Here is a 22,347-nt window from a genome sequence, read left to right on the forward strand (position 1 = left end):
CTACCTGTCGGTTGTTATCCATGAGTACTGCCTGACGCGGCTGGTAGGCCGACGCGGGGGCGGCAGCCACCCCCCACCAATGGACGAGTTACCGCCCGGACTTGGGGTCGAAAGCGTCCCGGACCGAGTCTCCGAGGAGGTTGAAGGCCAGAACGAAGATCACCAGCGCCAGGCCGGGGAAGAAGAGGAACGCCGGGTCCTGCTCGGTGTAGTTGGCAGCGGCGGCGAACAGTCGTCCCCAGTCCGGGGTCGGCTCGACGAAACCGACTCCGGCGAAGGAAAGGAAGGCGATGGTGAGGATGGTGCTGGGCAGCGAGTACGTGAACTGCACCAGGATCGGCGTCACCACGTTCGGCAGGATCTCCTTGCGGACGATCCGCCAGGGGGAGGCGCCGGAGACCTTGGCGGCCTCGACGAACTCCCTCTCACGCAGGGACAGCACGGTGGAGCGGACCAGACGCGCCATACCCATCCAGCCCAGCAGCCACAGCACGATCAACATCGCCAGTGCGCGGAAGTACGTGGGGGTCTCCTCCCGCGGGTCGACGAAGAACGCGGTGACCACGGGCATGAAGGCGATGAAGAACAGCTGCTGGGGGAAGGACAGGAAGAAGTCGGTGACCCGGCCGATCCAGTAGTCGGTGCGACCACCGAAGTATCCGCCGATCAGACCGATGATCACGCCGGTGACCATCAGCAGGACCGTCACCCCGAGGGCCATGAACAGCGATGTCCGCATGCCGTACACGAGCATGGCGAACAGATCACGGCCGTACTGCGGCTCCACACCGAACCAGTGGTCGCCGGAGACGCCGCCGAAGTAGCCCAGGGGCAGCCCGAACTGGTCCAGGACCGGCTTGTCGGCGTAGGTCGGGTCCTGCCCGTACAGCGTGTACGGGTCGGTCCCGCTCAGCTTGACCAGCAGCGGCGCGAGCAGCGAGATCACGAAGTACAAAATCACTACCACGGCGCAGATGACACCGGTACGGTCACGCTTGAAGCGCTGCCACATCAACTGGCCGGGAGAACGACCCTCGAGCTTCTGCTCGCCCTTGACAGGCTCGGCGTCCGTCTCGAGCTCGGGGTCCAAGGCGACTGGACTGGTCATGTGTGTACGTCCCCCGGGGGGTTGGAGAGTTGAGCGCAGCACAGATACCGGCAGGTTCTGTGGTTTGGGGGAACTTTCGCCAAAGTGTTCAACGCGCGTCAAGGGCGGAAGGCATAGGGATCTCCCTACCGACGATATTTTGAGGAAAAATTGCAAAGATTGACACCTGCGCGCGCTTGACACGTGAGATGACAGACCGTCAAAACGGACATATCGCAACGGATTTCAGTTCACATGTCCGAAACACCTGGGCGGATTACCGATATCCGGACGGTCACTCATAGGTCACGGACAGGTATCGGCAGACACGCCTGAGGCCCGGTTCCCCGCGTGTCGGAGAACCGGGCTGCCGACAGTCGCCGGCGGTGGGATCAGCCGTGCTTGGCGCGGCTCGCGGCGCGGGCGCGCTCGCGGGCGTCCAGGTTGACCTTGCGGATGCGGACCGCTTCCGGAGTCACCTCGACGCACTCGTCGTCGCGGCAGAACTCCAGGGACTGCTCCAGGGAGAGCTTGCGCGGCGGGACGATCGCCTCGAACGAGTCGGCCGAGGCCGACCGCATGTTCGTGAGCTTCTTCTCCTTGGTGATGTTCACGTCCATGTCGTCGGAGCGCGAGTTCTCGCCGACGATCATGCCCTCGTACACCTCGGTGCCCGGGTCGGTGAACAGCACACCGCGCTCCTGAAGGTTCGTCATCGCGAAGGCGGTGACGGCACCGGCGCGGTCGGCGACCAACGAGCCGTTGTTACGGGTCGTCAGGGTGCCGAACCACGGCTCGTGGCCCTCGTGGATGGAGTGGGCGATGCCCGTGCCACGGGTGCCGGTCAGGAACTCCGTACGGAAGCCGATCAGGCCGCGTGACGGCACGACGAACTCCATACGGACCCAACCGGAGCCGTGGTTCGACATGTTGTCCATACGGCCCTTGCGGACGCCCATGAGCTGCGTGACCGCGCCCATGTGCTCCTCGGGGACGTCGATCGTCATGCGCTCGACGGGCTCGTACACCTTGCCGTCGACGATCTTGGTGACGACCTGCGGCTTGCCGATCGTCAGCTCGAAGCCCTCACGGCGCATCTGCTCGACCAGGATGGCCAGCGCGAGCTCCCCACGGCCCTGGACCTCCCAGGCGTCCGGGCGCTCGGTGTCGAGCACACGGAGGGAGACGTTACCGATGAGCTCGCGGTCGAGGCGGTCCTTGACCTGACGGGCGGTCACCTTGCGGTCCTTCACCGCGGCCTTGGCCGAGGCGCCCTTGCCGGTGCCGCCCCGGCCGACCAGCGGCGAGGTGTTCGTACCGATGGTCATGGAGATCGCCGGTTCGTCGACCGTGATCAGCGGCAGCGGGATCGGGTTCTCCGGGTCCGCGAGAGTCTCACCGATCATGATGTCCGGGATACCGGCGACGGCACAGATGTCACCGGGGCCGGCCATCTCGGCGGGCTTGCGGGTGAGTGCCTCGGTCATCAGCAGCTCGGTGATGCGGACGTTGGACATCGTGCCGTCGCGCTTGATCCAGGTGACGGTCTGGCCCTTGCGCAGCTCGCCCTGCTCGACGCGCAGGAGCGCGATACGGCCGAGGAAGTTGTCGGCGTCCAGGTTGGTGACGTGCGCCTGGAGCGGGGCCTCCTCGTCGTACTCGGGAGCCGGGACGTGCGAGAGGATCGTGGAGAAGAACGGCTCCAGGCTGTCGCTGTCGGCCGGGACGGTGCCGTCCTCCGGCTTGGTCAGCGAGGCGACACCGTCACGTGCACACGCGTAGACGATGGGGAACTCGATCTGCTCCTCGTCCGCGTCCAGGTCCAGGAAGAGGTCGTACGTCTCGTTGACGACCTCGTCGATCCTGGAGTCCGGGCGGTCGGTCTTGTTGATGCACAGGATGACCGGCAGGCGCTGCTGAAGCGCCTTGCGCAGCACGAAGCGGGTCTGCGGCAGCGGCCCCTCGGAGGCGTCGACCAGCAGGACCACCGCGTCCACCATCGACAGACCGCGCTCGACCTCGCCACCGAAGTCGGCGTGGCCGGGGGTGTCGATGATGTTGATGGTGATGACGTCGCCGCCATCCTTCGGGTGGTACTTCACGGCCGTGTTCTTGGCCAGGATCGTGATGCCCTTCTCACGCTCCAGGTCGTTCGAGTCCATCATGCGGTCGTCGAGCGACTCGGCGGCGTGCGCGGCGAAGGCGCCGGCCTGCTTCAGCATGGCGTCGACAAGAGTCGTCTTGCCGTGGTCGACGTGGGCGACGATGGCGACATTGCGGATGTCGTGGCGCGTGGCCATATTGCGGCGTACTCCCAAGTGGTGAGAAGGCCCTGCTACGAACGTCCGTGTGACGCGGGCCTGCCGGGCTTGACACGCCACGGCCTCACCCCATCGTACGTTGCCTCCCGGGCGGGGGCTTGCCGGGCTCAGTCCCCGGACGGCCGGGCCGAGGCTTTCACGCCCTTCTTCAGGAAGCCCAGGTCCTCGTAGACGGGCGTCTGGAATCCGAAGGCACCGGCGTTGACCACGTCCTTCTTCGCGGCGGTCAGCTGGGGCCGCTGATACAGCGGGATGGACCCGGCGGCGGCCCAGATCCGGGAATCCGCCTTGCGGATCAGGCTGCGGCTCCTGCCCTCGTCGAGCGTGGCGACGGCCTGGTCGAAGAGCTGGTCCACCTGGTCGGTGCCGACCCGCGTGTAGTTCTGCTCGACGTTCAGCGAGCCGTCCGCGGCGGGCACCGGCTTCGCGAAGATCGGGCGGGCGTCGGTGGCGGGGAACGCGGACGCGGGCCAGGAGTACAACGCGAGGTCGTACTGCCCGGACGCGACGTGGTCCTTGAAGTAGCTCTCATCGGAGACCTTGGAGATCTCCGTCCGGATACCGACCTTCTCCAGCATCGAGGAGATCCGCCCGGCCACCGTCCGCAGCGTCCCGGACCCGGGCCCCGACGGCAGCACGAACCGCAGGGTGAGCGCCTTGCCCTTCTTGGCCAGCACCTTCGTCGCCCGGTCCGCCGGAGCCGCCGTGCCCTTGGGGGCGTAGGCCCCGGGAGCGCCGCCCTGCCTCAGCTTGTTCGCGTACCGCTTGCCGTCCTGAGCGAGATGCCGCGGACCGTCCGCGCCGGTGTGGCGGTCCTTGGGATCCTTGTCGTCGCCCTTGTCGTCCTCGCCGACGACGTACGTCCCGTCGTCCTCCTTCTTGGACTTCTCGGACTTCTCGGACTTCTCGGAGTCCCGCCCGGACTTCTTGCTCTCGCCCCCCGCGGCCTTCTCGCCCTTCTTCTTCTCCTTCTCGATCTTCCCGCCGGCCACCCACCCGGCGTCCGCGAGGAGCGCCTGGGCCTCCTCGGTGTCCTGGCCGCCGAGCGCGCCGCTGTTGTCGGCGTAGGCGTCCTGGCCGGAGAGCGCGAGGTGGCTGCCGACGGGCACGGCGGGCAGTCCGAGCGGGGAGAGGACGACGCGGGCCAGCGCCTTGCGGTCGATGGCGCGGGCCACGGCCCGGCGGACCCGTTCGTCGGCGAGCGGGCCGGAGGCGCCGTTGAGGGCGAGCTGGGTGTAGGCGGGCTCCAGGGACCGGCGGACCTCGAAGCCCTTGAGGGCCACCTGCTCCCGCTGGTAGGCGGCGAGCGCCCTGCGCTCCTTCTGTCGGGCGCTGAGCTCCTCGTCGGCGGCCTCCTCGTCGTCGCCGTGGGCGACGGCCCAGGAGCGCAGCGCGTCGGCGGCGCTCAGGTTGCCGCCGGAGCCGTGCGCGGGGAGTCTGCCCGGGCCCGCGAGCGGGCTGCTGCCGGGCTTGGCTCCCGCGCGGGCGGCGAGGCCGATGCGGCCGAGGGCCTCGGAGTCGACATCGGCGAGCTCGATCTGGCCGGCGGCCAGTGCGGTGGCCCGCTTGTCGCGCGGCACGGCGCGCAGCACGATCCGGTCCAGCTTGGCCGGGTGGCCCCACCAGCGCGCGCTGCGGGTGAGGATGACCTCGTCACCCTTGCGGTCGACCTTCTTCAGGGTGAAGGGACCGGCGGTGACCTTGAGTTTCTTGCGGGCGGAGTCGTTGAAGGAGTCCGGGGTGCCCATGACGTCCTTCGGGTACAGCGGTGAGAACAGCGAGCGCCAGTCGGCGTACGGCCGTGCGAAGGTGACCCGGACCTCCAGGTCGTTGGCCCCGCGTTCGATCTTCTCGATGCGGTCGTAGCCGGCGTTGCGGGCGGTCCAGTACGCGGAGTCCTTGCCGGACAGGGCACGCCACTGGGCGGCGAAGTCGGCGGCGCCGATCTCCCGGCCGTCACTCCACACGGCCTGCTGGTTCAGCTTGTACAGCACGACCTGCTTGGGCTCGGTGTCGACGACCTTCGCCGACTCCAGGTAGTCGGGGTGGACCTGCGGCCGCCCGTTCGCGTCGAGCCGGTACATCGAGGGCAGGACCGCCTGGGCGACGGTGGTGGTGGTCGCGTCGGCGTCCGCCTGGAAGGTGTTCAGGGTCTCCGGGACGGCGTCCACGGCCCAGTGCAGGGTGCCGCCGTCGGCGACCCGGTCGCGGGCGGCGGGCGCGATGTCCTGCTCCGCGAGCGGCTTGCTCGATGTGTCCTCGGAACTGCACCCGGAGAGCGCGGTCACCGCGAGCGCGCCCGCGGTGAGGAAGACGACCGAGCGCGTGACCGCGCGCAGGGCGACGCCGTTGTGGGACATCTCTGCTTACCTCCGGGAGCCGCGGGCGTTATGATCACTTTTGGCGGTATATGGAGCTGATCACATGTATGCGGCCACTGAAGAGGAAAGGGTTCGGCAGCGGACGGCGACACGGCGCAAACGACCGGGAAGCCCACCCGTGCGGCGCAATCGACGGCGCACGAGGGGCGCGCACGGAGGCACACGATCCGCCAATCCGTGCACGTCCCTTCACACCGGATGGTGTGACGCGCAACACTCGCAGGCGCATGACCGTTCCCGTCCAGGGCATCCCCGCCCACGGAAGTGAGGTCACGTCATGTCCGTGAACGACGAACTGGCAGCGGCGCAGCGCTCGCTCGACGAGGTGCTCAGGTACGTCAAGCGCCTGGAGCAGCAGCTGGGCAGCAGCGGTCTGGAGATGCGCCGTGTGCGGATCGACGCCGACCGGCTGCGCGAGAGCCTCGCGCTGCTGAAGGAGACCGACCCGGCGCTCGCCAAGGCGCGCCGCCCGGATCTCGTCTCCATCTCCGACACCCCGTACGACAACACCCTGTGGACGGACTCGGACGACGAGGGACTCGGCGCCCGCGACCGCCGAGCCCCCTGAACCCGACCGGAGTCAAGAGTTGGCCACTGGTACGGAACCACCCGACACCGAATCCCATAGCGCCCGCGGCGGCGTTGGCACCGGTACGCGCGCCGCGATCGACGCCCCGCACCTGCGCACCGACCGCTGGTGGCTGGCACCGGCGGCCACCGCCGCCGGGCTGCTCGCCTTCATCGTGTACTCGACCTGGCGGGCCTTCGCCGACACGGACTACTACGCGGCCCCGTACGTCTCGCCGTTCTACTCCCCCTGTCTCGCCGAGCGCTGCGAACCCATGCGGCACGGGCCCAACTGGGAGATCTTCGGCGGCTGGTGGGGCATCTCCCCCGCGATCATCATCCTGATCTTCCCGCTCGGCTTCCGCCTGACCTGCTACTACTACCGCAAGGCCTACTACCGGGGCTTCTGGGCGTCCCCACCGGCCTGCGCGGTGGCCGAGCCGCACAAGAAGTACACCGGTGAGACCCGCTTCCCGCTGATCCTGCAGAACATCCACCGGTACTTCTTCTACGCCGCGATCGTGGTCGCCGGGATCCTGACCTACGACACCGTGCTCGCGTTCCGCGACGAGCACTACGCGTGGGGCCACATGGGCCTCGGCACCCTCGTCTTCCTGATCAACATCGTGCTGATCTGGGCGTACACGATCTCGTGCCACTCCTGCCGGCACATCGTCGGCGGCAAGCTGCGGCACTTCTCCAAGCATCCCGTGCGGTACAAGGCCTGGCAGTTCGTGGGCAAGCTGAACGCCCGGCACATGCAGCTGGCCTGGGCCTCGCTGGTGAGCGTGGCGCTGGCCGATTTCTACGTCTTCCTGGTCGCCTCCGGCGCTTTCGATGATCCGAGGTTTTTCTGATGTCCGTGGTCGACCGGCAGGAATGGGACGTCGTCGTGGTCGGCGCCGGAGGGGCCGGTCTCCGCGCCGCCATCGAGGCCCGAGAGCGCGGTGCCCGTACGGCCGTGATCTGCAAGTCGCTGTTCGGCAAGGCGCACACGGTGATGGCCGAGGGCGGCATCGCGGCCAGCATGGGCAACGCCAACGCGAACGACAACTGGCAGGTCCACTTCCGCGACACCATGCGCGGCGGGAAGTTCCTCAACCAGTGGCGGATGGCCGAACTGCACGCCCAGGAGGCCCCGGACCGGGTCTGGGAGCTGGAGACCTGGGGCGCCCTGTTCGACCGTACGAAGGACGGCCGGATCTCGCAGCGCAACTTCGGCGGCCATGAGTACCCGCGCCTCGCCCACGTCGGCGACCGCACGGGCCTCGAACTGATCCGCACGCTCCAGCAGAAGATCGTCTCGCTCCAGCAGGAGGACCACAAGGAGACCGGCGACTACGAGTCCCGCCTGAAGGTCTACCAGGAGTGCACGGTCACGAGGGTCCTCAAGGACGGTTCCCGTGTCTCCGGGGTCTTCGCCTACGACCGCGAGACCGGCCGTTTCTTCGTCCTCGGGGCCCCGGCCGTCGTGATCGCGACCGGTGGCATCGGCAAGTCCTTCAAGGTGACGTCGAACTCGTGGGAGTACACCGGAGACGGTCACGCGCTGGCCCTGCTCGCCGGCGCACCCCTGCTGAACATGGAGTTCGTGCAGTTCCACCCGACCGGCATGATCTGGCCGCCGTCGGTCAAGGGCCTCCTCGTCACCGAGTCGGTGCGCGGCGACGGCGGAGTGCTCAGGAACGCCGACGGCAAGCGGTTCATGTTCGACTACGTCCCGGACGTCTTCAAGGAGAAGTACGCCGAGTCGGAGGAGGAGGGCGACCGCTGGTACGAGGACCCGGACAACAACCGGCGCCCGCCCGAGCTGCTCCCGCGTGACGAGGTGGCCCGCGCGATCAACTCCGAGGTGAAGGCCGGCCGGGGCTCCCCGCACGGCGGCGTCTTCCTGGACGTCTCGACCCGGATGCCCGCCGAGGTCATCCGGCGCCGGCTGCCGTCCATGTACCACCAGTTCAAGGAGCTGGCCGACGTCGACATCACGGCCGAGCCGATGGAGGTCGGGCCGACCTGTCACTACGTGATGGGCGGTATCGCGGTCGAGTCGGACACGGCGGCGGCGCGCGGGGTGCCGGGGCTGTTCGCGGCCGGTGAGGTGGCCGGCGGTATGCACGGCTCGAACCGGCTCGGCGGCAACTCCCTCTCCGACCTGCTGGTCTTCGGACGCCGGGCGGGCTGGCACGCGGCCGAGTACGCGACCGGGCTCGCGGCGGACCGCCCGCCCGTGGACGAGGGCCAGGTCGACGCGGCGGCGGCCGAGGCGCTGCGGCCGTTCTCGGCGGAGGGCGCCGAGCCCGCCGTAGGGCCTCCGGAGAACCCGTACACCCTGCACCAGGAACTCCAGCAGGCCATGAACGACCTGGTCGGCATCATCCGCCGCGAGGGCGAGATGGAGCAGGCCCTGGAGAAGCTGGCGGACCTTCGGGTTCGGGCCCGGCGGGCCGGGGTCGAGGGGCACCGGCAGTTCAACCCGGGCTGGCACCTCGCGCTGGACCTCAGGAACATGCTGCTGGTCAGCGAGTGTGTGGCGCGGGCCGCGCTGGAGCGGACCGAGTCGCGCGGCGGCCACACCCGAGAGGACCATCCGGCGATGGACCGCGAGTGGCGCCGGATCAACCTGTTGTGCCGACTGACCGACCCCACGGGCGGGTTGGCGGCGACCGACCCCGTCCGGGGCCAGATCGACCTCACCCGCGAGACCACCGACCCCGTCCGCGCCGACCTGCTCGCCCTCTTCGACAAGGAGGAGCTGGTCAAGTACCTCGCCGAAGAGGAGCTGTACGAATGAGCGGCTACACGGCCCACTTCAAGGTGTGGCGGGGTGATGTGCAGGGCGGCGACCTGGAGGACTTCAAGGTCGAGGTCAACGAGGGCGAGGTGGTCCTTGACATCATCCACCGCCTCCAGGCCACCCAGGCGCCCGATCTCGCCGTCCGCTGGAACTGCAAGGCGGGCAAGTGCGGTTCCTGCTCCGCGGAGATCAACGGGCGGCCCCGGCTGATGTGCATGACCCGCATGTCGGTGTTCACCCAGGAGGAGACGATCACGGTCACTCCGCTGCGGGCCTTCCCCGTGGTCCGGGACCTGGTCACGAACGTCGGCTTCAACTACCAGAAGGCGCGCGAGGTCCCGGCGTTCGTGCCGCCGCCGGATCTCGGGCCGGGCGAGTACCGGATGATGCAGGAGGACGTGGACCGCTCGCAGGAGTTCCGCAAGTGCATCGAGTGCTTCCTGTGCCAGGACACCTGCCATGTGGTCCGCGACCACGAGGAGAACAAGACGGCGTTCGCGGGCCCGCGCTTCCTGATGCGGGTGGCCGAACTGGACATGCACCCGCTGGACGCGGCCGAGGAGTCGGGCCTGGACCGCAAGAAGACGGCCCAGGACGAGCACGGTCTCGGCTACTGCAACATCACCAAGTGCTGCACGGAGGTCTGCCCCGAGGGCATCAAGATCACGGACAACGCGCTGATTCCCTTGAAGGAACGGGCCGTCGACCGCAAGTACGACCCACTCGTCTGGCTGGGCTCGAAGATCAGGAGGAGGCCGTAGCCCCACGCCCCATGAGCTCCAGCACCCTGACCAGGTTGGACTCCGCGATCTCCCGCATCCCGGCCGGGTTCGGGAAGTCGCCCTCGATCAGGCGGAGGGGGCCGGCGACCAGGGACACGTGCATGGCCAGGCGGTAGAGGCGCATCCGGTCCTCGTCCAGGCCGGGGGCGCGCAGGACGTCGTAGTGCCGCGGTCCGAAGCGGATGCGCAGGAAGACGTGCTCCCACTCGACGTCGAGGTACATGAGCCCTTCGATGTCGATGAGAGCGGGCCTGCCCCGGCCGTCCAACAGGACGTGGTCGGCGCCGATCTCGCCGTGGACGAGGGTGTGCCGGGCGCGGGGCCGGACGGCTGCGGCGAGTCGTCGTACGGTCTCCTCGAGCTCCTCCCGTACGACGGCGATCCGTTCGTCCCGTACGGCGGCCTGCTCGATGTGGCGCAGGGCGCCCTCGGTGATGCGCCGGGCGGCGGAACCCGACGACGAGGTGCCGCCGTTGTCGACGAGTCCGACCTTGCCGAAGGCGGGGCCCTCCTGCGCGTGCAGGGTGCTGAGTTCGGCGGCCAGCAGCTCCAGCGCGGCGCGACCGGCGACCGGGTCCCGCTCCAGGGCCTCCTCCAGACTGCCGCCCCGCATGTCCTCGACGACCACGGCGTCCATGGCGGTGTCGGCGTACAGGAGGCGGGGGTGCGTACGCCGGCCGCGACCAGCCGGTCGTGGGCGGCCGTGAACACGTCGGGACCGGTGCCGGCGGAGAAGGGGTCGCGGGGGTCGGAGGGGCCGGCGTCCCAGTAGTCCTCGTCCGGCGACCACACGTAGGCGACGACCGTCGTGCCGTCGTCGAGGGCGAGCCGGTAGACGCCCTTTTTGCTGCCACCGCGGAGCCGGGTGAGGCCGGTGAGGGCGCGGCCGGTCGCTGCGCGGGCGAGGGGAGCGAGGTCGTCGCGGGTGAGGTGTCGGCGGGTGGTGGTCATTCGGCAGATCGTCGCAGTGCGGTGCGCTGTGACGCAGGTGGTTTTCTAGTGGACCCAGTCCTTCTCGTACGCCGTCCAGTCCGCCTCCGTGGCCGCGAAGTCGACGTACAGCGCCACGCCGAAGTTCGCGCGGTCCGCGTCCGTGCGGGAGAGCCCGAGTCGGACGCCGCGGACCGCCGCGGGGACGGTCTCGGCGAAGGACCAGTGGGCGAAGTTGTCCTCCCGGTAGAAGGGCAGGCCCATCAGCAGGTCGGTGGAGTCGGGGGTGACCTCCAGGGCCAGTGAGGTCTGCTGGGCGACATAGCCGCCGTACAGGCTCTCCAGAGGCGTGGCCGTGTCGTACGACATCACCGCGATCTGGTCGACCCGGCGCGCGACCTGACCGAAGTACGCCTGCGACCACCACTTGGGGTGCCCGGTGAGCGTGCCCGCGACGGAGTGCAGGGCCGGGAGCGGGTCGATCTGGTGGGCGGCGACGGAGAGGGGCACGCCGCGGGCGCGGGTGACCTGGTGGAGGGTGTCGAGGAGGTCGAGATAGTCCTCGTCGCCGGAGTGCAGGGGCTCCAGGTCGAAGTGCGCGCCGTCGAACCCGGCGTCGAGGATCCGGCGGGTCGACCTCACGACGGCGGCGCGGGTGTCCATCTCGGTGAGGCGCAGCCCGTCCGGGCTCTCCGTGGCGAGCTTGTCGCCGAGCCAGGCCTGCACCCGGATGCCGGGGGCCGCCTTGTGCACGGCGCCGATCAGCCAAGCCGCCTTCGGGTACGCCGACCCGGGCAGCGTCCCGTCGTGTTCCAGGGGCCCCGCGTGGACGTACAGGTCCCGGATCCCGGTGTTCCGCAGGCGCCGGGCGAGGGCGGTGACGTCGGCGTCGGTCCTGCGCCCGTCCACCCAGGCGTGCCCGAGCCAGATCGCGTCCTTGCCCCGGGTGCGGGTGCCGTCCGCGGGGTCGCCGGCGTAGTTGAGGCGGAGGGCGACGGCGACGGTGAGAAGGGGAAGGAGGACGACGAGCGCGAGCGCGATCAGGCCCCGGCGGAGCCGGCGGCGGCGTCCCGGCTGCGGCGCCGATGCCTCCTCCGCCTCGCCGTCCCCGTCGACCTGTATGTCCCGCACCTCTGACATCCGCTCCCCCACTTCCCTCGCGTACCCCCGCCCGTCCCACCCCGCTCGCGCCCCCGCATTCCGGCCCATACGCTCCGAAACGTGACGCCATCCTTGATACGGGGCCGACCGCGACGGAGCCGCTCGCACATCTCCGCGCGGGTGGCACATGCCCTGCTGGGCGTGGTCGTCGGGGTCCTGTGGCTGGTGTTGCCGTGGATGACGATCAACGACGACGCTCCGGTTGCAGGCGCACGCACGAGCGCCGCCCCGGCGGAGGACGACTCCTCCGGCTCCGACCTCGTCCTGCCGGTGGCCGCGCTCGCCGTGGTGCTCGCCCTCGCCGCCTACGGCTCCGTCCGCCGGATCCGCCGCACCCGCAGCCGTACGACACCGGCGGCCGCCGGCACGACCCACGTCGGCGCGTATCCCGCCCCCGGGACCCAGCCCCCGCTCGCCGACCTCGACGACCGCTCCCGGGCCGCGCTGGTCGACGCCGACAACCGCCTGCGCGCCTTCCGGGAGGAACTGGCCTTCGCCGAGGCCGTGTCCGGCTCCGAGGCGGTGTCCCCCTTCGTGACGGCGGCCGAGGCGGCGGAGGCCGAACTGTCGGCCGCGTGCGCGATACGGGCGCGGTACGAGGAAGGCGTACCGGAGGAGGCGGCCGCCCTCGCCGGAGTCGTGGGCCGCTGCGAGGAGGCCGAGCGGCGGCTGACCGCCGAGACGGAAAAGCTGCGCGGCCTGCGGGCACTGGACCGTGACCCCGCCGCGGCCCTGGCGTCGGCCGAGGCCCGCTTCCGTGAGCTGACCGCCCGCACGGCCGGGGTGGAGGCGCCACCTCTGGGTGACTCCGTCACCGGGTACGTCGAGTCGGCCAAGGACTGCCTGGTCACCGCCACCGTCCACCTCAACCAGACCCACCAGGCCATCGCCGCCGACCGGCCGGACGAGGCGGCCCACCACCTCCGCGCGGCGGAGACCGCGATCTCCCGGGCGGACGTGCTGGTGACGGCCGTGACCCGGCTGCGCTCGGCGCGTACCGAGGCCGCCCGGCTGATCCCGCCCGCGCTCACGGGCGCGGAGGCGGAGCTGGCCCCCTTCCGCGACAGCACCGCGTACGAGGGCGAGACGTACGCCCGGCTCCTGCGTGCCGACGCGGTCCTGGCCGCCGTACGACAGGAGACGACGTCCGGACGGCCGTACGACCCCCTCGGCGTCCTGCGTCGGGTCGTGCACGCGACCGCGCCCCTGGCGACCGGCCGGTCCGGGGTGCTCGCGGTGGCCGCGCTGCTGGTCGCCCGGGAGTCGGTGGCCGCGGCGGACGACTACGTCACCGTCCACCGCGAGGCCGTCGGTGCCGCACCCCGCGTCCTGCTGTCGCGGGCTCGGCTCACCGACGATCTCCCGCGGGCGGACGCCCTGGCCCGCGAGGCGCGTGACCTCGCCGAACAGGACGTACGCCTGCGCGGGCACCCCGCCTAGAAACAGGCCCAGGGCTCAGAACAGGCTGAGCAGCGCCTCCGCCGGGTCCACCATGCCGTTCTGCCCGTCGGGCAACGGCAGTTCGAACCACACCGTCTTGCCGCGCGGTGTACGGCGGGAGCCCCAGGCCGCGCTGAGGAGGCCGACCAGTTGCAGGCCCCGGCCGCCCTCGTCGGTGTCGCGGGCGCGGCGGCGGCGCGGCTGGACGAGTCCGGAGTCCCAGACCTCGCAGACCAGGGTGCGGTCCAGCAGGAGCCGTAGCCGGATGTCACCCTCGCCGTACCGCAGGGCGTTGGTGACGAGCTCGCTGACCAGGAGTTCCGTGGTGTCGACCAGGGGCTCCAGGTCCCAGCTCAGCAGCTGGCCGCGCGCGTACTCGCGGGCCCGGCCCACACTGCGGGGCTCGCGCGGCAGGGTCCAGTCGCCGACCGAGCCGGCGGGCAGGCCCTGGACACGTGCCATCAGCAGCGCGATGTCGTCCTCGCCGTGGTGGGTGTCGAGGGTGTTGAGGACGTGGTCGCAGACGTCCTCCAGGGGGGCGGACGGATCGGTGAGCGCTCCTACGAAGGCCTGGAGACCTTCGTCGAGGGGGTGATCGCGGCTTTCGACCAGTCCATCCGTGTAGAGCGCGAGCAGGGCGCCTTCTGCCAGTTCGACCTCTACCTCCTCGAAGGGCTCGCCACCGACGCCGAGCGGCATGCCGGGCGGCACATCGAGCATCAGCGCGTCCTCGCCGGGCTCCACGAGGACGGGCGGGAGGTGCCCCGCGTTGGCGAAGGTGCAGCGGCGGGTCACCGAGTCGTAGACGGCGTAGACGCAGGTCGCCAGGTACACCTCGGACAGGTCCGCCTCACGGGGGCGGCGGGCCGCCCGGGTGGCCTGCTGGACACCGCCGGGTGCGCCGAGACCGCGGGCGATCTCGTCCAACGCGCTGAGCACCTCGGCCGGTTCGAGGTCCAGGAGGGCCAGGGTGCGCACGGCGGACCGCAGTTCCCCCATCGCCACCGCCGCCCGCAGCCCCCGGCCCATCACGTCACCGACCACCAACGCCGTGCGGTGTCCCGGCAGTTCGATGACGTCGAACCAGTCACCGCCGACCTCGCTGGGCCGGTCCGCGGAGGAGTTGCCGGGCAGATAGCGGCAGGCGATGTCCAGGCCGGAGGCGACCGGGTCGCCGGGGGGCAGCAGGGACCGCTGCAGTATCAGCGCCCGCTCGTGCTCCCGCCGGTACAGGCGCGCGTTGTCGATGCAGACCGCGGCCCGCGCCGCCAGCTCCACCGCGAGATCCCGGTCCCGGTCCCCGAACGGCTCGCTGCCCTTGGTCCGGGCGAACTGCGCGAGTCCTACGACGGTGTCGTGGGCGACCATCGGCACCGCGAGCGTGGACTGCACGAGGCCGCCCTCCTCGGCCGGGACGTACAGCGGGCGTGCGGTGCGCAGGGCGTCCGCGCAGGGTGAGTTGAAGGGGTAGTGGTGGACGGCGCCGACCTGGACGGGGTCACCGGAGCCGACGAAGGGGGCGTCGGAGACCGCGCTGGCGAAGGCGACCCGGCGCAGTTCCGCGCTGCCGTCGGCGAGGCCGGGCGGGGTCTCGTCGCCGGCCAGGAGGCCCTGGTAGAGGTCGACGGTGGCCAGGTCGCAGAAGCCGGGGACGACGACGTCGAGGAGTTCGCGGGCCGTGGTCTCCAGGTCGAGGGAGTTGCCTATGCGGGCGCCGGCCTCGTTCAGGAGGGCGAGGTTGCGCCGGGCGGCGGCTGCCTCGCGGGCGGCGGCGCGGCGGGCGGTGATGTCGGTTCCCAGCCAGGCGATGCCGATGGGCCGGCCGGACCCGCTGCGCACCCGGTACAGGTTGATGGACCAGTGGCGGCGCTCGTCGGAGCCCGGCAGAAAGCCCGTGACGTGCATGTCGGTGATGGAGTCGCCGGTCTCCAGGACCCGGCGCAGGGTCGCGGTGACCCGCTCGGCCTCGGGGCGCGGCAGATAGTCGTGGACGCCCTTGCCCCGGTGGTCGTCCGGGCTGCCGCCGAAGAGGGAGGCGAAACGGTAGTTGACGCGGCGAACCCGCAGGTCGGGGTCGATCAGCACGAACCCGAAGGGAGATTGACCGAAAATCGCCTGCGAGGCGGCGAGGTCGGTCTCGATGCTGCGCAGCGTGCGCACGTCGACGACGATGCAGACGGCGGCCTTCTCGCCCTCCTCGGTCCGCGTCGGCATCACATAGACCTCGGCGAGGCCCTCCCGGCCGCACTCGCCGTCGGCCGCCGACGGGGGCACCCGGAAGGGCACCACACCGGTCCACTCGCGGCCGTCCAGGATCTCCGCCATCTTGCGCTGGCCCTGCGCGCGCAGGTCCGGGTCGATGAAGGCCTCGATGGGGTCCATGCCGACGGCGTGCTCGGCGGGGATGCCGAAGAGCTGCTCGGCGCGCAGACTCCACTGCTCGACCAGGCCGTCGGGGCCTATGGAGAAGGACGCGACCTTGATGTAGTCGTAGATCGAGCCGGGCGGACTGCTCTGCCACATGGCGTCACCGGACGGCGGCTCGCCGGGACGGACATGCGCCACGGCATCATCCGCGGCCTCCGCCCTCGCGCCGTCCAACGGGTCCTTCGACTCCGTGGCCTTCGCTGGTATCTCGCTCACGCGAACCGTCCCCTCCAGCTCACCGCGTCCGGTACCGGTCACCGGGGGCGGCTGCCCGCAGTATCCAGCACTACGGCGCCGCACAACACGGTGTTCACGATCACAGCACGATCCCGACGGTTTTCGGTCCGGGCTGCGACAACACTTCCAGTCTTCTAACCAGCGGACACTGCGTCGAATCACGTCTGCCGACAACCGCCACTGGCCTGAACCACTCGATGGACAGGGGGCGGGGTGTCGTACAGGCGTTCTTCACCGCGATCAGGTCCTTCTCATCCCGGCACCGAGAGTTCGAACCAGACCGTCTTGCCCGTCACGCCGGGACGGGTGCCCCAGCGGTGGGCCGCGTGGGCGACCAGTTGCAGACCGCGGCCGCTCTCGTCCTCGAGGGCGGCGACGCGTTCGCGGGGCGGGTCGGGCAGGGGGTCGGAGACCTCGACCAGGAGGACGCCGTCGACGGCCTCGGGACGGACCAGGCGGACGCCGATGGGGCCGGTGGCGTGCCGCAGGGCGTTGGTCACCAGCTCACTGACCAACAGGGCGGCGATGTCGGCGAGACCGTCGAGATTCCAGACCGTCAGCCGGTTCCGGACAGCCGTCCGGGCAGCGCGTACGGCGCCCGGGTCCGCCGGGAACGTCCACTTGGCGCAGTCGCCTTCGGTGTCGATCACGCCGATCACATCCCGGGCCAGCCCATGTCCGCTTTCGTGGGGTTAAGGGGCACATACCCGATATCAAGGGTGCGGTACCGCGCCGAACGGCGTAACACGGGGCGCCTAGGAGCTCGGACCCCTGAGGGTCTCCAGTGAGCGAATCGCTTCCACGTCCTGGTCGAGCCAGTCCACGTCCCGGATCTCGTCCGGGGCGAGCCAGCGCAGTTCGTCGTGATCCTGCAAGGGCTTGGGGTCCGGGGAGGTCGGGGGGAGTCGGGCCGTCCACGCATGGAGGACGTACGGCGACGCGAGGGGCCACTCGCCGGGGACGCGTGCCACGACCTCCGCCTCCACGCCCAGTTCCTCCCGGAGCTCGCGCACGAGGGCCGCCTCGGACGACTCGCCCTCCTCCACCTTGCCTCCGGGCAACTCCCAGCGGCCGGCCAGAGCAGGAGGTGCGCTGCGGCGGGCTGCGAGGAGGCGGTCGCCGTCGTACAGGGCGGCCGCCACCACCACGATCCGTTCCGTCATGCGCCGGAGCCTACGGGAGGCTCCTCAGTCGGCCGAACTCGCGCCGTTCTGGCTGATGCGCTCGACCCAGTAGAGCTGCTTGTGGCCGCGGGCGTCGAGGCTGTCGGCGATCTTCTGGGCCTCGGCCCGGGTCGCGTACCTGCCCACACGGTAGCGATTGCCGTTGTCGTCCTGTCGTATGACGAGCCAGGGAAGAGTGATCGTGCCGTCGTTCATAGCGCCCCACCGCTCCTTCCCGACCTGCGTCGAGCCCCACCCGATAAGGAAACCGCACTCCGCATATGCCCGAGCCTACGCCCAACCTTTACGCAGCGAACACGCGTTTTCACAAAGAGGTACGCAACCAGCCAGGACGGACTCCTCCGACAGGGGCGCGCAGCCGTGAACGCGCCCCCAGTGGGCGACGATGCCTCCCGTCAGGGGCGTCTCTGGAATCGTGGTGTCGACCTGCGAGAACGGCCGAATTCGAACGGCGTTCGCCCGCAGGCCCGTTGGTTGCTCGCCCGGGGCAACTTCCCCGGGGCGCGCGCTACTTCACCGGGAGGTGGTACGCGACCTGGTAGCGGTCGGCCGGAATGACCACGTCGGCGGTCTCCACCGGGCGGCCCGAGGCGTAGTAGGTGCGATGGACCACGAGGACGACATGGCCGGGGACACCGCCCAGGGCGAGCAGTTCCTCGGCCAGGCCGGGGCGGGCGCCCACCTCCTCGGTGACGTTGTCCACGACGACGTCGATGGCGGCCATGCGCTCGACCACGCCCATGCCGCCGAGGGGGCCCTCCTCGGGGAGCATCACCGGAGTGCGGCCGGTGACCGCGAGGGGCTCCCAGGAGGTGGAGAGCATCATCGGCTCACCGGCCTCCCGGAAGACGTACTTCGTGCACATCACGCGGTCGCCGGGCCGGATGTCGAGCCGCTCGGCGATGGCGGCCGACGCCTCGGTCTGCGCACTGCTGGACTCCCAGGTGCCGCGCCCCTCCCCGTCGGCCTGCTCCTGCCGGAAGGGCGTGGCACCGGAGGCCGGACGGTAGCCGGAGCGGGCGATACGGCGGGGCACGGGCTGCTCCCGGACGTACGTCCCGGAACCGGAGCGGCCCTCGACCAGCCCCTCGGCCATCAGCACCTTGCGCGCCTCCAGCGCGACGGTGTCCGAGACGCCGTACTCCTCGCGGATCCTGGCCTGGGACGGCAGGCGGGTGTGCGGTGGCAGCGAACCGTCGACGATCTTCTTGCGGAGATCACCCGCGACGCGCAGGTACGCCGGCTGCTCACCGAATGTCACTGGCCGCTCCCATCAGGTTGTACAGACAGCAACAGCCTGGCAACCGTGGGTTGGGCCATGCAAGCAAAGGCCAGAGAATCACTCGATGTGATGACATGTTCCGGTGGGGGTCTTTACGCAGGCACTTTCTCCCCGCTATGGCCGCGCTCACACATTGAGTTCGCCGCCGCCCGACTCACCGCTGCCGTCGTCGCCCCCGTCCTCGTACGTCGGCCGCTTGGTGGCGAGCCCCAGAGCCTTGCGTGCGGTGACCGTGCTGGGGCCGTCGACGTACGCGTAGCCCTTGTCGTAGTGGAGGTAGAAGGTGTCCACGTCGTCGTCCTCGGCCGCGGCGACCGCCTTCGCCCACTCGGCGCGCGCGTCCTCCATGTCCTTCACCAGGGCCGCGACCGGCTTGTCGGCAGTGGCCGGCCAGGACTGCGCGCGCAGGGCCTTGATCTGCTGGTCGAGGCTGTCGTGGACGTCCCGCGACCATGTCCGATAGCCGGGCAGGTCGTCCTCGGGGTCGTCCTCGGGCTCCTTCCACAGCACGGTGTCCATGGCGTTGAGGGACTTCAGGAGGGTGATCTGGTACGCGTCGAGGGTGGTCTCGTCGGCGCGCAGCGAGCCGGTCAGGGTGGCCTTCTCGTCGGTGTTGCCGAAGATGCAGCTGACCTCGCGGTCGCCGAGGCGCCAGCTCTGCCGGGTGGGACCGAAGTAGTACACGTCGACGTCGTCGGGGAGCGCCCAGGTGTCCATGACGTAGGCGTCCTGGAGGGGGTAGCACTTGTCGTCGGCGGCGTCGGAGACCGCGCCGTCTCCGGGGAAGCCGTCGCCGCCGGTCATCTTGAACTCGCCGAACACCTCGCCGTCGTGCTCACCCGCGCAGGGCACCTCGTCGACGTCGTAGGTGAGGCCTTCGAGGGACTCCCCCGGCGCATCGAAGCACTGGCCCTTCACCACCGAGAAGGTGGCGCCCTCGCTCGCGCCCTTCTTGAACTCGTCCCAGGCGTCGGAGAGCCCGCCGGTGGCGAGCACCGCCACCCACAGGGCGAGTCCGAGCGACGACAGGATCGACCCCGTGATCGCCAGGGCCTTGCCGGACTGGCCCTTCTTCTTGATCTGCACCAGCGCGATCACACCCAGCACCAGTCCCACCGCCGGGAAGCAGCACAGGACGCCGAGCACCAGGGAGGCGACGGCGAGACCGTTGACCGGCGACGGGCGGGCGTAGGGGCTGTAGCCCTGTCCCCAGGCCTGGTACGGCGGGCCATAGGGTTGCCCGTACGGCTGTCCGTACGGCTGCTGTCCCGGCGGCGGCGGCCCGTATGGCTGCTGCCCATACGGCTGTTGTCCCTGCGGCGGCGGCCCGTACGGGTCCGGGGCGGGGGACGGCCCCCGGGCGGGGTCGGGCTGGTGGGGCCCAGGGGGCGGGGGTATGGACACGGGTACCGTGCTCCTGGTTCAGCAGTGGCGGGGAACTGACGTACGACAGGGCGCATGGTATGCGCGGGGCGGGCGGGGCGGAATGCCGATCACGGGTGCGACCACCCAGGCGGTTAACGGGCTGACGGCACGGTGGGCGGGGGTGGCTTCCGGGGGGACGGTGTTCTCGGCCGCCGGTGTGTGGCCACTGCTGGCGTTCCTGGCCGACGGAGCGCGGGGTCCGGCGCGGGCCGAGCTGGCACGGACGCTCGGGGTGCCCGCGGATCAAGCGGCCGCGGCGGCACGGGAGTTGCTCGCGGGCCTGGCCGAATCGGCGGCGCTGGACTCGGCCCTTGGACTGTGGACCAGGCGGACACTGGAGCTGCGCGAGGAGTGGGAGGCCGGGCTGCCCACCGACGCGCTCGGGGCGCTCACCGGCGATCCCGCCCTCGATCAGCGGGAGATGGACGCCTGGGCAGCGAAGCGGACGGGTGGGCTGATCGAGCGGATGCCGGTGGAGGTGCGGGACGACACCGAGCTGGTGCTGGCGAGCGCGCTGGCGCTGCGGACCACGTGGCTGCGGCCCTTCGAGGTGCGTCCGGTACGGCCGTCCGCGGGCCCCTGGCAGGGCCGGACCCTGCGCGGGCTGAACCGCCGGAGCGTGCGGCTGGACCGGGTCGGCGTCGTGACCGCACCCGAGGGCCGGGTCACCGAGGTGAAGGTGCTCGGCGACAACGGCATCGACGTCCATCTCCTGCTCGGGGACGAGCACCTGACGCCGGGCCAGGTGGTGGCGGCGGGCGCGGCCGTGCTGGACGGCACGTGTCCGGTCGTACGGGGGTCGTTGCTCCCGCACGGGCCCGCGGGGCCGGGACTGCGGGTCGAGGAACGGCCATGTGCCGGCCCGCAACAACCGACGCTGGAGGTGACGACGGCGGCGTTCGAGGTGCGGGCCCACCACGATCTGCTGGACCAGCACGGACTGTTCGGCCTCACCGCGGCCCGGGACACGCGGCGGGGTCACTTCGCCGGCATCAGCGCCGCACCCCTGGCCGTCGGCTCCGCCCGGCAGTCCGTCCTCGCCCGCTTCGACGCGCTCGGCTTCGAGGCGGCCGCGGTGACGGCGGTCGCGGCGGCGCCGGGTGGGGCACCGCCCACCCCCCGATACACATCGACCGTGGTCACGGCCACCTTCGACCGCCCCTTCGCCTTCCTCGCCGTACACCGTGAGACACGGCTGGCGCTGACGGCGGGGTGGGTGACGGAGCCGGCGGCGTTCCGGTAGCCGCGCTGCGGCGTGGGCGACGGGGTGGGGACGGAACCGGGCACCGCTCCAGTAGCCGGCTGCGGCCCGGGCGACGGAGTGGCGGACGGAGTGGGCCCCGCTCCGGTGGCCGGCCTGTGGGTTCGGTCGCCGCAGGCGGTGGTCGGCATGGGACGGGGAATCGGCGCCACTCCCCCTGCGGTCTCAGTCGTCGAAGGCGGTCGCTCGGGTGGTCTTCTCCCAGGTGGCCACGTCGTTCCGTACGGCGTCGAGGTGGTCGAGTACGGCGGTCACCGCGTCGTCGCCGAGGGGCAGCCGCAGCGGGGTCTCCTCGGCGTCGAGCGCGGCGCGGATCAGGGCCGCCGCCTTCGCGGGGTCGCCGGCCTGGGTGCCGTCGCCGCCGGAGACGAACCCGCGGGTCTCGCTCACCTTGGCGTAGACGCCGCTGTCGGCGCTGGCCCCCGCGCGGCTCGCGTCGAACAGCGAGGTGCGGAAGGACCCCGGCTCCACGATCAGCACCTTGATGCCGAACTCCCGCACCTCGTCGGCGAGCCCCTCGGACATGCCCTCCAGCGCGAACTTCGTCCCGCTGTACGCCGAGAAGCCCGCGACGGACATCTGCCCGCCCATGCTGCTCATCTGCACGATCGCGCCCGAACGCCGCTCGCGCATGGCCGGCAGTACCGCCCTCGTGAGCGCGGCCGGTCCGAAGACATGCAGGTCGAACAGCTCGCGCAGTTCGGCGTCGGTGGTCTCCTCGAAGGCACCGACATGGGTCCGGCCCGCGTTGTTGACCAGCACGTCGATCCGTCCGTGCCGGGCCACCACATCGCGTACGACGGCCTCCGCGGCGGACATGTCGGTCACGTCCAGACGCACCGCCTCCACCTGGTCGGGGTGGGCGGCCACGAGGTCGTCCAGCGCCTCGGGCCTGCGGGCCGCGCCCACCACGACGTCGCCGTCGGCCAGTGCCGCCTCGGCGATCGCCCGCCCGAATCCGCTGCTCGCGCCCGTGATCAGCCAGACCTTGTTCATGACGACTCCTCTTCTCCGGTTGTTCCGCGAACCAGCCTGCCGCCGAAGTCGGTTGCCCGTCCAAGACCCACG

The 22,347-nt window shown here is 70.7% G+C and carries 18 protein-coding genes; 6 read left to right on the forward strand and 12 right to left on the reverse strand.

Going from position 1 to position 22,347, the window contains the following annotated elements; translation table 11 throughout:
* Positions 1–88: 88 nt before the first annotated feature.
* The 3 genes from ACIBJB_RS26415 to ACIBJB_RS26425 form a co-directional block, all read right to left on the reverse strand.
* Positions 89–1,108 (reverse strand): ABC transporter permease, encoded by a 1,020-nt coding sequence (locus ACIBJB_RS26415; protein WP_398933688.1) that lies wholly within the window; start codon positions 1,106–1,108, stop codon positions 89–91.
* A 371-nt stretch (positions 1,109–1,479) separates the two neighbouring features.
* Positions 1,480–3,387, reverse strand: coding sequence for a translational GTPase TypA (typA, locus tag ACIBJB_RS26420; RefSeq protein WP_398933690.1), 1,908 nt, complete (start codon positions 3,385–3,387; stop codon positions 1,480–1,482).
* 128 nt (positions 3,388–3,515) lie between these two features.
* Positions 3,516–5,768, reverse strand: coding sequence for an ABC transporter family substrate-binding protein (locus ACIBJB_RS26425; RefSeq protein ID WP_398933692.1), 2,253 nt, complete (start codon positions 5,766–5,768; stop codon positions 3,516–3,518).
* 298 nt (positions 5,769–6,066) lie between these two features.
* On the opposite strand from ACIBJB_RS26425, the gene ACIBJB_RS26430 reads away from it, so the two are divergent.
* Genes ACIBJB_RS26430 through ACIBJB_RS26445 form a run of 4 tightly spaced genes read left to right on the forward strand, consistent with a single transcriptional unit; the run spans position 6,067 to position 9,911 of the window.
* The gene (locus ACIBJB_RS26430; protein ID WP_306976795.1) at positions 6,067–6,357 is read left to right on the forward strand and encodes a hypothetical protein; all 291 of its coding nucleotides are present in this window, start codon (positions 6,067–6,069) and stop codon (positions 6,355–6,357) included.
* Positions 6,358–6,376: 19 nt separating this feature from the next.
* A complete protein-coding gene (locus tag ACIBJB_RS26435) occupies positions 6,377–7,213 on the forward strand; it encodes a hypothetical protein (protein ID WP_398933694.1) in 837 nt (278 codons plus the stop codon).
* Positions 7,213–9,147, forward strand: coding sequence for a fumarate reductase/succinate dehydrogenase flavoprotein subunit (locus ACIBJB_RS26440; RefSeq protein ID WP_398933696.1), 1,935 nt, complete (start codon positions 7,213–7,215; stop codon positions 9,145–9,147). The genes ACIBJB_RS26435 and ACIBJB_RS26440 overlap by 1 nt, the downstream gene beginning before the upstream one ends.
* A complete protein-coding gene (locus ACIBJB_RS26445) occupies positions 9,144–9,911 on the forward strand; it encodes a succinate dehydrogenase/fumarate reductase iron-sulfur subunit (RefSeq protein WP_398933698.1) in 768 nt (255 codons plus the stop codon). Before ACIBJB_RS26440 ends, ACIBJB_RS26445 begins: the two co-directional genes overlap by 4 nt.
* Here ACIBJB_RS26445 and ACIBJB_RS26450 read toward each other — a convergent pair.
* The gene (locus ACIBJB_RS26450) at positions 9,895–10,569 is read right to left on the reverse strand and encodes a phosphotransferase (protein ID WP_398933700.1); all 675 of its coding nucleotides are present in this window, start codon (positions 10,567–10,569) and stop codon (positions 9,895–9,897) included. The two genes, ACIBJB_RS26445 and ACIBJB_RS26450, sit on opposite strands and share 17 nt — an antisense overlap.
* A 359-nt stretch (positions 10,570–10,928) precedes the next feature.
* The gene (locus ACIBJB_RS26455) at positions 10,929–12,002 is read right to left on the reverse strand and encodes a hypothetical protein (protein WP_398933702.1); all 1,074 of its coding nucleotides are present in this window, start codon (positions 12,000–12,002) and stop codon (positions 10,929–10,931) included.
* An 81-nt stretch (positions 12,003–12,083) separates the two neighbouring features.
* On the opposite strand from ACIBJB_RS26455, the gene ACIBJB_RS26460 reads away from it, so the two are divergent.
* The gene (locus ACIBJB_RS26460; RefSeq protein WP_398933704.1) at positions 12,084–13,463 is read left to right on the forward strand and encodes a hypothetical protein; all 1,380 of its coding nucleotides are present in this window, start codon (positions 12,084–12,086) and stop codon (positions 13,461–13,463) included.
* A 15-nt stretch (positions 13,464–13,478) separates the two neighbouring features.
* Here the strand turns inward: ACIBJB_RS26460 and ACIBJB_RS26465 are convergent, their stop codons facing one another.
* The 6 genes from ACIBJB_RS26465 to ACIBJB_RS26490 all read right to left on the reverse strand — a co-directional run bounded on the left by ACIBJB_RS26465 (position 13,479) and on the right by ACIBJB_RS26490 (position 19,997).
* On the reverse strand, positions 13,479–16,106 hold the full coding sequence (locus tag ACIBJB_RS26465; RefSeq protein ID WP_398933706.1) for a SpoIIE family protein phosphatase: 2,628 nt from the start codon (positions 16,104–16,106) through the stop codon (positions 13,479–13,481).
* 272 nt (positions 16,107–16,378) lie between these two features.
* Positions 16,379–16,786: an ATP-binding protein gene (locus tag ACIBJB_RS26470; RefSeq protein WP_398933708.1), complete on the reverse strand. Its 408-nt coding sequence runs from the start codon at positions 16,784–16,786 to the stop codon at positions 16,379–16,381.
* 96 nt (positions 16,787–16,882) lie between these two features.
* Positions 16,883–17,290, reverse strand: a complete 408-nt coding sequence (locus ACIBJB_RS26475) for a (deoxy)nucleoside triphosphate pyrophosphohydrolase (protein ID WP_398933710.1) — start codon at positions 17,288–17,290, stop codon at positions 16,883–16,885.
* A gap of 24 nt (positions 17,291–17,314) precedes the next feature.
* Positions 17,315–17,506: an SPOR domain-containing protein gene (locus ACIBJB_RS26480; RefSeq protein ID WP_069763326.1), complete on the reverse strand. Its 192-nt coding sequence runs from the start codon at positions 17,504–17,506 to the stop codon at positions 17,315–17,317.
* Positions 17,507–17,819: 313 nt separating this feature from the next.
* Positions 17,820–18,572 (reverse strand): GntR family transcriptional regulator, encoded by a 753-nt coding sequence (locus ACIBJB_RS26485; RefSeq protein ID WP_398933713.1) that lies wholly within the window; start codon positions 18,570–18,572, stop codon positions 17,820–17,822.
* Between the two features lie 147 nt (positions 18,573–18,719).
* Positions 18,720–19,997, reverse strand: a complete 1,278-nt coding sequence (locus ACIBJB_RS26490) for a DUF4190 domain-containing protein (RefSeq protein ID WP_398933715.1) — start codon at positions 19,995–19,997, stop codon at positions 18,720–18,722.
* An 82-nt stretch (positions 19,998–20,079) separates the two neighbouring features.
* Between ACIBJB_RS26490 and ACIBJB_RS26495 the strand changes: the two genes are divergently transcribed.
* Entirely contained in the window at positions 20,080–21,261 is a 1,182-nt protein-coding gene (locus ACIBJB_RS26495) for a serpin family protein (protein WP_398934021.1), read from the forward strand.
* 183 nt (positions 21,262–21,444) lie between these two features.
* On the opposite strand, the gene ACIBJB_RS26500 is transcribed toward ACIBJB_RS26495, so the two are convergent.
* Positions 21,445–22,275, reverse strand: coding sequence for an oxidoreductase (locus tag ACIBJB_RS26500; protein ID WP_398933717.1), 831 nt, complete (start codon positions 22,273–22,275; stop codon positions 21,445–21,447).
* Positions 22,276–22,347: the final 72 nt, after the last annotated feature.

The organism is Streptomyces sp. NPDC050759 (assembly GCF_044456945.1).
Lineage (GTDB): Bacteria > Actinomycetota > Actinomycetes > Streptomycetales > Streptomycetaceae > Streptomyces.

What these genes read in the sequence shown, in the direction of transcription:
- ACIBJB_RS26415 (WP_398933688.1), bottom strand. Translation starts at nt 1,108, where the DNA reads ATGACCAGTCCAGTCGCCTTGGACCCCGAGCTCGAGACGGACGCCGAG.
- typA (WP_398933690.1), bottom strand. Translation starts at nt 3,387, where the DNA reads ATGGCCACGCGCCACGACATCCGCAATGTCGCCATCGTCGCCCACGTC.
- ACIBJB_RS26425 (WP_398933692.1), bottom strand. Translation starts at nt 5,768, where the DNA reads ATGTCCCACAACGGCGTCGCCCTGCGCGCGGTCACGCGCTCGGTCGTC.
- ACIBJB_RS26430 (WP_306976795.1), top strand. Translation starts at nt 6,067, where the DNA reads ATGTCCGTGAACGACGAACTGGCAGCGGCGCAGCGCTCGCTCGACGAG.
- ACIBJB_RS26440 (WP_398933696.1), top strand. Translation starts at nt 7,213, where the DNA reads ATGTCCGTGGTCGACCGGCAGGAATGGGACGTCGTCGTGGTCGGCGCC.
- ACIBJB_RS26445 (WP_398933698.1), top strand. Translation starts at nt 9,144, where the DNA reads ATGAGCGGCTACACGGCCCACTTCAAGGTGTGGCGGGGTGATGTGCAG.
- ACIBJB_RS26450 (WP_398933700.1), bottom strand. Translation starts at nt 10,569, where the DNA reads ATGGACGCCGTGGTCGTCGAGGACATGCGGGGCGGCAGTCTGGAGGAG.
- ACIBJB_RS26455 (WP_398933702.1), bottom strand. Translation starts at nt 12,002, where the DNA reads ATGTCAGAGGTGCGGGACATACAGGTCGACGGGGACGGCGAGGCGGAG.
- ACIBJB_RS26475 (WP_398933710.1), bottom strand. Translation starts at nt 17,290, where the DNA reads ATGACGGAACGGATCGTGGTGGTGGCGGCCGCCCTGTACGACGGCGAC.
- ACIBJB_RS26480 (WP_069763326.1), bottom strand. Translation starts at nt 17,506, where the DNA reads ATGAACGACGGCACGATCACTCTTCCCTGGCTCGTCATACGACAGGAC.
- ACIBJB_RS26495 (WP_398934021.1), top strand. Translation starts at nt 20,080, where the DNA reads ATGCCGATCACGGGTGCGACCACCCAGGCGGTTAACGGGCTGACGGCA.
- ACIBJB_RS26500 (WP_398933717.1), bottom strand. Translation starts at nt 22,275, where the DNA reads ATGAACAAGGTCTGGCTGATCACGGGCGCGAGCAGCGGATTCGGGCGG.